Source organism: Streptomyces echinoruber (genome assembly GCF_014651135.1).
Taxonomy (GTDB): Bacteria; Actinomycetota; Actinomycetes; order Streptomycetales; family Streptomycetaceae; genus Streptomyces; species Streptomyces echinoruber.
The window spans coordinates 151,991-161,990 of sequence record NZ_BMWH01000017.1; the positions used below are offsets into that span (position 1 = coordinate 151,991).

A 10,000-nucleotide genomic window follows, 5' to 3' on the forward strand; every position below is an offset into this window, starting at 1 on the left:
TCGGGCAGTTCGGCACCCGCCGTCCGTTGTTCGGGCGGTCCCGCACGCTCCGTCCGTTGCTCGGGCGGTCCGCCGGCCGTGCCTCAGAAGGCCGTGAAGACCTGGTCGACGGGGCGCCGCGGAGTGGCCGTTCCCTGCGGGCCGTAGCCCAGACGGAGCACCATCTGCACCTGGCCCGTCCCCGAGACGGGAGGCCGGGAGAACTGCCGCAGGTCGCGGCTCTCCAGGGCGTGCGAGGTCAAAGCGGTGGCCAGGCCGGCGAGTGTCGCGCACAGCAGGACGCGCTCCAGTGCCTGGCCGGCCGACAGCCAGTCCCGCGGCTGGTCGCCGCGGGTGCTCAGCAGCGCCAGCTGCGGGGCGTGCTCGAACACGGTGGCGCCCCGGTCGGCCGTGGGCCGGCGGCCGGCGAAGTCGCGCCAGGGTGCCTTGCCGCCGAGTTCGCGCGGCCCGAAGGCGTACTCGGGCACGCCGTCCACGGCGGTGTTCGCCTCCGGACCGAGCCGGGTCCAGCTCTCCAGCTCCTGCCGGCCCGCCGCGTCCAAGGCGTCGCGGCTCTCCGCGTCGCGCGCCAGCTCCATCAGGAAGGCGGCGTGCCACGCGGCGGCGAAGGCCAGCTCCGCGCCCTCGTGTGCGGCCGCCTCGCGCAGTTCCTGCCGCACCGGGTCGGGGACCTGCCGGTCGGTGAACGGATGGCGGCTGGTGTGCCGCCGCGGGATCGCGGGGTGCAGGCGCGCCAGCTCCGCGTCCGGGCCGCGGCCTTCGGCGGCGGGTTCGAGGCGGACCGCGGCCAGCAGCCGGGGATCGCCCGGATCGGGCAGCAGCCGGACGTCGGGGACGAGACCCCGGTGGACGGCGGCCACCCGCAGGTTCAGCAGGGCCGCGCCGCACCCGATGTACAGGGCCCGGTGGTCGGGGTCGGTGCGGGGCATGGCCCGCCCCAGGTCGGCCCGCAGCTCCACGACGCCGTCGGCCGTGACGTAGCGGAACGTCCAGGGCTGCGCGTTGTGCAGGGAGGGGGCGAGGACCGCGTCGGCGACCAGCGCCTTCACCGTCCGGACGTCGGGGTACCGCACGGACATGGGAGCACCTCCTCGGGTGCTGGGCACCGGATCCGGCCGTGTCTGTGCGGTACCCCGGGGCGGGGTCCGCAACAGCCTGGCGCCTCACCGGTGCGCGGTCGGGGGCACCGTGTCCTCGATCATGGCGTGGCCGTCCTTCGGGGAGTTCCAGTACGCCGTGAGCCGGCCGGGGCCCGGGCGTTTCGCCCGGTAGGGAACCGTCACGTCGAACGTACCCCGTGTCCCGGTGCCGGACGACGCCGTGACGAGGACGTCGGCCGCGGTACGCCCGGAAGTGTGCCCGGAGGTGTGCCCGGACAGGTCGACGGTCGCCACGCGGTCGCCAGGGACGACACCGGCAGCACGGCCGTGGCCGGTACCAGGGGGCGGTGAGGCGGACGCGGGGCAGATGCCTTGGTGTTCATGACAGCCTCCTCCGACCCCTCCAGCCAACACCTTTGGCCGGACGTCTCCCAGTGCCGGACGGTGCACGGCGGGAGGGCCGTCCGGTCCCTTCCGGCAGGGCCGTCCGGCCGCATCCGGCCGCGCCTCGTGATGCCGGTGCGCGCGTCAGGGCCGACAGGCCCGGCCGCGGCGGGAAGTCGGGCCCGGTCGGCCCGGCCATGCCTTCCGGTCGGCCCATGTCAGGACGCCCGTGGCGCTGCGACCGTCGAAAGGAGCGGAGGAGGCGGGGTCCCATGAACGGCAGCGAGGCCAGGAGGAACGGCAGCGGGCGTACGAGGGTGCGGCTGTGGCGGTGGCGGAGCAATCCGCTGCGGCGGCGCGACGACGTGGTCGAAGCGTGGATCGTGCTGGTGATGTGGCTGGTCGTCGTGGTGGGTGGCGCCCTCGTCGGCCTGGTGACGAGCCACGCCGCCGACGAGATGTTCGCCCGCCGGCGCGCCGAACGCCACCCCGTGCGGGCCGTGCTCGTCACCGACGCGCCGTACGACGGCACCGCCAGGGGCGGGACGAGCGTACGGACCCTGACCGCGGTGCGCTGGACCGCCGACGACGGCACCGCCCGCACGGGCCGGACGCTGGTGGACAGCGGTCTGCTCGCGGGCTCCCGGGTCACCGTCTGGCTGGACCGTCACGGGGCCCTGACCACCGAGCCCACGCCTGTCGGTGTGGCGACCGCCGAGTCGGCCCTGTTCGGCGGGGCGGCCGCGCTCGCGCTCTCCGGCGCCGCTCTCGCGACCGCGTCCCTCGCCCGCCGGCACCTCGACCGGCGGCGGCTCGCGCAGTGGGGCAAGGAGTGGGAGGCGATCGGCCCGCGGTGGGACCAGAAGACCGGCTGAGACGCTGGGGCGCTGGGGCGCTGGGGCGCTGGGACGTTGAGCCGCTGAGCCGTTGAGACGCCGACGGGGCGCCGAGTCGACGCGGCGCCCCGGATCCGTACGGCTTCGTACGGCACCGTCGCCTCCGGCCGCCCGGTCCGCCGCGCGCAGGCTCGGCTCACGGTGGTCTCAGGCTGCCGACGGGCCCGCGGCCGCGCGCGGCGTGGGCGAGGCGTGCCCTGCGGGCCCGGTGCTCCTCGGGTGTCAGGACGCGCTCGTCGGGACGACCTCGCGCTGCGGTACACCGAGCACGACCTTGAGCGCGCCCGTCTCGGCGGCGCGGCCGAAGACGTCGTACGCCTCTTCCATGCGGTCGAGCGGGAAGGTGTGGGTGACCAGGTGCGAGGTGGGCAGCCGGCCGGCGGCCGCCATCCGCAGCAGGGTGGGCGTGGAACGGGTGTCGACCAGGCCGGTGGTGAGGGTCAGGTTCTTGATCCAGAGGTCTTCCAGGTGCAGCGTCGCGGGTTTGCCGTGCACCCCGACGTTGGCCACGTGGCCGCCGGGCCGCACCATCCGCGTGCACAGTTCGAAGGTCTCCGGGACACCGACCGCCTCGATGACCACGTCCGCGCCGAGCCCTCCGGTGAGGTCCGCGACCAGTTGCTCGGGGGCCTCGCGGGCGTCGGCCACGGCCTCGGCGCCGAGCTTGCGGGCGGCCTCCAGCCGGGCGGGGGACATGTCCACGGCGATGACGCGCTCCGGCGCGAGCAGGTGGGCCGTGGCGATCGCGGCCAGTCCCACGGGCCCGGCGCCGACCACGGCGACCGTGTCCCCGGGGCGGACGTGCCCGTTGAGGACACCCACCTCGTAGGCGGTCGGGAAGATGTCGGCCAGCAGGACGGCGTCCTCGTCGGCGACCGCCGCGGGCAGCGGGTACACGGAGAGGTCGGCGTACGGCACCCGGACGTACTCCGCCTGGGTGCCGTCGACGAGGTGGCCGAGGATCCAGCCCCCGCCGCCCAGGCACTGGCCGTAGGCGCTCTCGCGGCAGTAGCGGCACCGTCCGCAGGCGCTGATGCAGGACACCAGGACCCGGTCTCCCGGCCGCACGGACCGTACGTCGCCGCCGGTCTCGACGATCTCGCCGACCGCCTCGTGGCCAAGCACCGTGCCGGGGCGCACCTCGGGCACGTCGCCCTTGAGGATGTGCAGGTCGGTGCCGCAGATGGTGACGGCGTCGACCCGCACGATCGCGTCGGTGGGTTCCCTGAGGCCCGGGTCGGGGACTTCCTCCCAGGCGGACTGGCCGGGGCCGCGGAAGACGTAGCCTTTCATGCCGATACCTCACCCTCTTGCCGGCATCCGCGGGATCGTCTGACAACTCCCGTGGTTCCAGCTTGTCCGGGGCGCCGGGAACGCGCATGGGCCGGTCGGCCCTGGCCTTCTCCTGGTCGGCCCCCGCCGCCTCCGTCAGGCTGGACGGTGGGAGAACACCCGCCTTCCGGGACGCCTCCCGTGGTGCGCCTCCCCCGGTGCGCCTCCCCGGTGAGTCCCGCCCGGTGTGCCCGATCCGGTGAGTGCCGTCCGGCGCATCCGGCCCGGTGAACCCGGTCGGGAGCATCCGACTCGGTGGATCCGGCCCGGTGAATTCGGTCCGGTGAGCAGGGGTCGAGGAATCCGAGGAAGGAGACCGTCATGAAACGGGTCGTCGTCGCCCGTGCCGACGGGCCGGCCGGCAGCTCCGCCGCGGTCGAGTGGGCCACGCGGGAGGCCCGGCGGCGCGGTCTGCCGCTGCGCGTGGTCCACGGCTCGGCCCCGCCGGACGAGCCGCGGGACGCCGAGATCGTCGTGGTCGGCACGGGGGCCGGCGACGGCGGGGGCGACACGGAGGGCACGTACGCACCGTACGACGCGTACGGTGCGTACGGCACGGGCGGCGCGTACAGCGCGTACGGCGCCGTGCCGCACCGGGCCGTGCTCGCCGTCGTCGGTGCCTCCACCCGTCCGGTGGTGGTCGTGCCGTCCGGTCCCGGCCGCTTCGAGCACCACCGGGACGAGGTCACGCTCGGCGTCGACGCCCGCGACCCGGCGGCCGAGGCCGTCGGCTTCGCCTTCGGGGCCGCCCGGGTGCGGTGCTCGCGGCTGCGCGCGGTGCACGCCTGGTCGCTTCCCGCCCGTGCCGCCGGACTGCCCTTCTCCGCACCGGAGGAGGACCGTGCCACGTGGGAGGACCACGAGGTGCAGCTGCTGGCCGACGCGCTGCGGCCGTGGCGCGCGCGGTACCCGCGGGTGCCGGTGGTGGAGGACGTCGTCCTGCTCACGCCGGTGCAGGCCCTGCTCCGCCCCTGTCCGAGCAGTGCCCTGGTGGTCGTGGGACGGCGCGCCGGCCGGCCGGCGGGGTCCGTGGTGCGCGCCCTGGTCGGGGAGGCGCGGTGCCCGGTGGCCGTCGTCGCGTCACCACCTCGGCCATAGTCGGCCCAGCCGCAGCCGCTTCGGCCACAGTTGGCCCGGCCACGGTCGGCCCGGCCCCGGCCGACACCGCCGCCCGGATCCACGACGGCAGCCCCTCCTCCACCGGCAGCCCCTCCTCCACCGTCGGCCACGTCGCCGACTTCCACGGCGCCTGCACCGACGCCCTGGGCGACATCGGCCGTGGACGGCTGACCGACGCCCTGCGCCGCCACTACCGCACTCCCGGGCTGCGCCGTGACCTGGCCCGCTCGGGCCGCCGCCCGGCCGCGGCGGCGGACACGCGGCCGGCGCGCGGAGTGCCGCACGCGGAATGGCACGCGCGGAGTCCCCCGGCTGGCGCGGTACCGCCGGGACGGGCAGCGTGGATGCGTGAACCGGGCGGCGTGGACGCCGTGAACGGGGAGACACGGACAGACACGGGGAGACGTCGACTGCCGAGCGAGGTGACCATGCAATCCACTGAGGCGGAACGGCGGGTGGTCGTGGGTGTGGACGGGTCCCCGTCGTCGTACGAGGCGCTGCGCTGGGCGGCACGGTACGCCCAGCGGGTCGGCGGTGTCGTGGAGGCCGTGCACGCCTGGGACACCCCGTCGGCCGTCGGGTGGAGCGGGCCGGCGATCGATCCGGAGTTCGACCTGGAGCAGGCCCGGGAGCGCTTCGCGGAGGAACTGCGCACCGTCTTCCCGGACGAGTCCCCCGCCGAGCTGCGGCAGCGGCTGGTCGAGGGCGATCCCTCGGAGGTGCTGATCCGGGCGTCGGAGGGGGCCGAGATCCTGGTCGTGGGCCGGCGCGGGCGAGGCGGCTTCGCCCGGGCGATGCTGGGGTCGGTCAGCCAGCGCTGTGCCCAGCACGCGGCCTGCCCGGTCGTCGTGGTGCGGCAGGAGCGGGATTCCTCCCACTGATCGCCGTGCGTGCCGGGGCGGGCGTCCAGGAGGGCCGCCCGCCCCGGCCACCGCCGCGGGCCGGGTCAGCCGGTCCGGGGCCGCGGCGCCGACGGCCGGCGCCGGACCCGGCGGGCACGTCGGACGCAGCGGGCACGTCGGATGCGGCGGGCGCGGCGGATGCGGCGGGCGCGGCGGATGCGGCGGGCATGGCGCCGGCCGTGTCCGCCGCGGTGGGCGGCACCACCGGCCGGGGCCGGCGCCGCGAGGGCGTAGTCGGCCAGGAGGCCGGCCACGCCGAGGGTGCAGTCGAGGCAGACCGCGGTGGCCTGCGAGACGCCTCCGCCGGTGGCGATCAGGATGATGGCGGTCACGAGGACGGCCAGGAAGGTCATGTAGTGGCGGTGCAGCACCGCCCTCAAGGTGATCGGCACGGGCCCCACCTCTCTCGGGTTGTTCCTACTGGGTGCCGGTCATCCGATCACCTCTCCGTGCCGCGGGTCCACGCATTCCCGGCTCCTCCGATCCCCGCCGAAGGGCACCGCACCGGCGGGAAAACATTCGGACTTCTTCGGTGAACTTCGGTAAAGCCCGGCGGTTTCGGCGGGTCCGGTGGGAGGCTCCCCGTCGTCCGGCCGACATCCGGGGCCGGAGGCCGGCGACCGGAGCCGAGGGGGAGACATGGGCACCCGACCGCACACCGTTTCCACCGCCCGTGCAGCGGTTCGCCGCCGAGCTGCGCCGGCTGCGCATCACGGCCGGCGAGCCGCAGATCAAGACGATCGCCGCACGGGCGCAGTGCAGTCCGGCGACCGTCTCCGAGGTGCTCAACGGGCGCCGCCTGGCCAGTGAGTCGGTCATCCGGCGTCTCGTCGACGCCCTGGGGGGCGACTGGGGGCGGTGGCGGCAGTTGTGGCGGGAGGCGAAGACGGAACTCGACGCGCTGCAGCGGGGCGTGCCGGACGTGCGGCGGGAGCCGGGGACTTCGGGCGCCGTACCGGACCTCGGCCGTGTCCTCGCCGGGAGTTCGCGGGTGGAGATGGTGTGCTACCCGGACCCGCCCGCCTTCTACCGGGCCGCCGCCGACGGCATCCGCGCGGCCCGGCGGGAGATCCGCCTCACCTATGTGCGCCTGCATCCCCCCGGGCAGTGGGGAGCCGCCGAGGCGTCCGCCTACTACGACACGGTTCTGCAGTGGGCCCGGGATCACTCCGCCGAGTGCGGCAGCGTACGGCGCATCATCGGCGTCCCCGAGCACGGGGGCGTGCCCAAGGCCGCCAGTCTGCAGTGGCTGAAGGAGCACCAGGCCGAGGCCCGGGACGTGTACGCCTACGAGGCCCGGGTGATGCCGTGGAGCGCGGCCTGCGCCTGGCACAACATGGGCGTCATGGACGACTCCGCCACCTACTTGTCCTTCTCCGGTGCCGGACGCCAGCAGTTGACGGGCTTCCGTGTCGAAGGGGCGCGGTTCGCGGGGTATTTCACGGACTCCTTCGACCAGGCGTGGGGGGCGCTGGAACCGCTGGACGCCTATCTGGCCCGGCACGGGTGAACTCCCCCTTCGCGCACGCCCGGTACGTCGTCGGAGGTCTCACAGCGCGGTCGGCGGCCGGCGCGAGTGGCGTTCGCGGGAAGGCCGATGGTCGCGCAACCGGGGCGCGGGGCGGACCGCCCTGAGCGATTCCGCGGTGGCCGGGCCGCCCGGGCCGCGGCCGGCCGGGCGGCGCCGGGGCGGTCGCAGGGCGACGGGAAGTTCCGGCGGTTCGGCGGGTTCGACCCCGACGGATTCAACGGGCTCGACGGATTCAACGGGCTCGACGGATTCAACGGGCTCGACGGGCTCGACAGATTCGACGGGTCCGGCGGATCCGGCGGCGACGGCGGGCTCGGCGGGGACCGGGGCGGGGCGGCCCGGCGAGGTGAAGCGGAATCCCACGCCGCGGACCGTGACGATCCACCGGTCGTCGCCCAACTTCCGGCGCAGACTGGCCACATGGGTGTCCACCGTGCGGCTGCGCCGGTTGCGGGCGTCGCCCCAGACCTGCGCCATGATCTCCTCCCGTGAGACCACGGTGCCCGCGTGCGACACCAGCAGGTGGAGGAGGTCGAACTCCTTCTCCGTGAGGCAGAGGAGCCGCTCGCCGACGCGGGCGTTCCGGGCGACCGCGTCCACCGTGACCGGTGAACCGTCGCTCCCGGGTGCCGTGTCACGGGACCGCGCGGAACGCGCCCGGCGCGTGACCGCCTCCATGCGGGCGACCAGTTCGCGGAACCCGAAGGGTTTGTCGAGGCAGTCGTCGGCACCCGCGCGCAGCGCGCGGACGCGGGTGGCCTCCGTGCGGTCGGCGCTGACCGCCACCACGGGCACACCGGCGACGGCCCGGATGTCGCGGCACAGGCGCAGCCCCAGCAGGTCGGGGACGCCGAGGTCCAGCAGCACGACGTCGGCCTGCCGGCAGGAGCGCAGCGCCTCGGCTCCCGTGGTCACGTGGTCCACCGCGAACCCCTGCCGTCGCAGGCCGACGGTCAGGCACCGGGCGAGTTCACGGTCGCTTTCGACGAGGAGTACGCGCACGGGGATCCACCTTCCATCGGGACCGGCGGTCCGGAACTGTGGGGGGACTGTGGGGGGCGAAGAAAAGACCATGTGGTTTCCCGGCGGTTGCGCGCCGGTTGCCGACGGATTTTTTCTCCGGTCGAGAAGATATACGATGCCCCGCACGGATTACAGAAGCACCTTGCACTCCTATGACCTTCCGCTGTCCTCCCCTTTCAGATTTTGCAGTCCTCTGACGTAGCTTTGCCGGGCTCTTTCGCAGCCTTGACGAGGCGGACCGCGCCGGTGAAGCTCTGAGGCACCGGCCGACTTCTCCGGCCGCCGGACCGGAATTCCCCGGGCGGTATCCCCCACGGTATTTCGCAGAGGAAGCACCCGGACATGACATCCACCGCGTTCGTCTTCCCCGGCCAGGGCTCGCAGCGCGTCGGCATGGGCGCCGACTTCGTCCGCAGACGCCCCGACCTGGTCGACACCTACTACCGCGCGGCCGACGATCTGCTGGGTTTTCCGCTGTCCCGGCTGTGTCACGAAGGGCCCGCCGAGGCCCTGCGCGACACCGCGGTCACGCAGCCGGCGGTCTTCCTGACCAGCATCGTCGTCCTCGACGTGCTGCGCACCCACGACGTCGAACCCGACGTCGTCGCCGGGCACAGCCTCGGCGAGTACGCGGCCGCCGTGTGCGCCGGCGTGCTGTCCTGGCAGGACGCCCTGCGCCTGGTGCGACTGCGCGGACGGCTCATGGCCGGGGTCAACGAGCGGATGCCGGGGGCCATGGCGGCCGTGGTGGGCCTGGACCTGCCCACCGTGCGGGACCTGTGCGCCCGGGCGGCCGCCGAGACGGGCCAGGTGGTCGAGGTGGCCAACGACAACGAGCCCGCCCAGACCGTGGTCTCGGGCCAGGCGGCGGCCGTGCGGGCGGTGGCCGAGGCGGCGCGGCGGGCGGGTGCCCGGCGCGTCGTTCCGCTCGGGGTGGGCGCACCGTTCCACTGCTCGCTCATGCGGGACATCGAGGCGGAGTTCGCCGAGGCGCTGGCCGCGGTGGACTTCCGCGACCCCTCGGTGCCCCTGGTCTCCAGCGTCACCGCCACCGCGCTGACCAGCGCCGAGGAGATCGTCTCGGCACTGCGCAGGCAGCTCACGGCACCCGTGCGGTGGACCGGCACGGTGCGCACGCTGGCCGGGCGGGGGGTACGGCGGTACGTCGAGGTCGGGCCGGGGCGCGTGCTCGGCGGCCTGTGCCGCAGGACCGAGCCGACCGCCCGCACGTTCACCACCGGAACCGTCGGCGAACTCGCCGCCACCGTGGACGCCCTCGGCCCGGCCGGCACCGAACCGGCCGAGACCGAGACCGACACCGGCACCGGCACCGGCACCGAGACCGGCACCGAGACCGCCTCGGCGGGCACGGCGGCGGCCTCCCTCTGACGCCCGCCCGTCTCCACCCGCCCGTCTCCGCACACCCGCTCCGCACGCCCGCACGGAACCTCCTCGCCCCAGGCGTACCCGGTGCTTGCTCCAGGCGTGCTCACCCGCAGACGTACGTACCGACGCGCCCCACACGGCCGCGGTGTGCGCTCTGCGTCCCCCACCCGCTCCTGACTCGACCGCCCGCCCCGTCCGGGACCCCGCGCGCCCGGCGGGCGGGATCGGCCTCACGGTCTTCTGGAGGTATTCGCGTCATGCTGCGCAAGGTGCTCATCGCCAATCGTGGCGAAATCGCTGTCCGCGTGGCCCGGGCCTGCCGCGACG

10 protein-coding genes are annotated in these 10,000 nt (G+C 74.9%); 5 read left to right on the plus strand and 5 right to left on the minus strand.

All coding sequences use genetic code 11. The features are described 5' to 3' along the window. Nucleotides 1–83: 83 nt before the first annotated feature. On the minus strand, nucleotides 84–1,079 hold the full coding sequence (locus IE225_RS20225) for an Acg family FMN-binding oxidoreductase (RefSeq protein ID WP_190058969.1): 996 nt from the start codon (nucleotides 1,077–1,079) through the stop codon (nucleotides 84–86). An 84-nt stretch (nucleotides 1,080–1,163) separates the two neighbouring features. After that, on the minus strand, nucleotides 1,164–1,394 hold the full coding sequence (locus IE225_RS33325; RefSeq protein WP_229879803.1) for a Gmad2 immunoglobulin-like domain-containing protein: 231 nt from the start codon (nucleotides 1,392–1,394) through the stop codon (nucleotides 1,164–1,166). Nucleotides 1,395–1,756: 362 nt separating this feature from the next. Here IE225_RS33325 and IE225_RS20235 point away from each other — a divergent pair, with 362 nt between their 5' ends. Then, nucleotides 1,757–2,359, plus strand: coding sequence for an Rv1733c family protein (locus IE225_RS20235; protein WP_190058971.1), 603 nt, complete (start codon nucleotides 1,757–1,759; stop codon nucleotides 2,357–2,359). 243 nt (nucleotides 2,360–2,602) lie between these two features. Here IE225_RS20235 and IE225_RS20240 read toward each other — a convergent pair whose 3' ends face one another. Continuing rightward, a complete protein-coding gene (locus tag IE225_RS20240; protein ID WP_190058972.1) occupies nucleotides 2,603–3,673 on the minus strand; it encodes a zinc-dependent alcohol dehydrogenase family protein in 1,071 nt (356 codons plus the stop codon). 360 nt (nucleotides 3,674–4,033) lie between these two features. On the opposite strand from IE225_RS20240, the gene IE225_RS20245 reads away from it, so the two are divergent. Together IE225_RS20245 and IE225_RS20250 are read left to right on the plus strand one after the other, a co-directional pair. Next, nucleotides 4,034–4,810, plus strand: a complete 777-nt coding sequence (locus IE225_RS20245) for a universal stress protein (protein ID WP_190058973.1) — start codon at nucleotides 4,034–4,036, stop codon at nucleotides 4,808–4,810. 449 nt (nucleotides 4,811–5,259) lie between these two features. Beyond that, a complete protein-coding gene (locus tag IE225_RS20250) occupies nucleotides 5,260–5,712 on the plus strand; it encodes a universal stress protein (RefSeq protein ID WP_190058974.1) in 453 nt (150 codons plus the stop codon). Nucleotides 5,713–5,777: 65 nt separating this feature from the next. Here IE225_RS20250 and IE225_RS20255 read toward each other — a convergent pair whose 3' ends face one another. Continuing rightward, nucleotides 5,778–6,125 carry a hypothetical protein gene (locus IE225_RS20255; protein ID WP_190058975.1) on the minus strand — a complete coding sequence of 116 codons (348 nt, stop codon included), beginning with the start codon at nucleotides 6,123–6,125 and terminating at the stop codon, nucleotides 5,778–5,780. Between the two features lie 281 nt (nucleotides 6,126–6,406). On the opposite strand from IE225_RS20255, the gene IE225_RS20260 reads away from it, so the two are divergent. Continuing rightward, nucleotides 6,407–7,243, plus strand: a complete 837-nt coding sequence (locus IE225_RS20260; RefSeq protein WP_190058976.1) for a helix-turn-helix domain-containing protein — start codon at nucleotides 6,407–6,409, stop codon at nucleotides 7,241–7,243. 39 nt (nucleotides 7,244–7,282) lie between these two features. Here the strand turns inward: IE225_RS20260 and IE225_RS20265 are convergent, their stop codons facing one another. After that, nucleotides 7,283–8,266, minus strand: a complete 984-nt coding sequence (locus IE225_RS20265) for a response regulator transcription factor (protein ID WP_229879805.1) — start codon at nucleotides 8,264–8,266, stop codon at nucleotides 7,283–7,285. A 363-nt stretch (nucleotides 8,267–8,629) separates the two neighbouring features. Here IE225_RS20265 and fabD point away from each other — a divergent pair, with 363 nt between their 5' ends. Then, the gene (gene fabD / locus IE225_RS20270; RefSeq protein WP_229879806.1) at nucleotides 8,630–9,676 is read left to right on the plus strand and encodes an ACP S-malonyltransferase; all 1,047 of its coding nucleotides are present in this window, start codon (nucleotides 8,630–8,632) and stop codon (nucleotides 9,674–9,676) included. The last annotated feature ends 324 nt before the right edge of the window (nucleotides 9,677–10,000 follow it).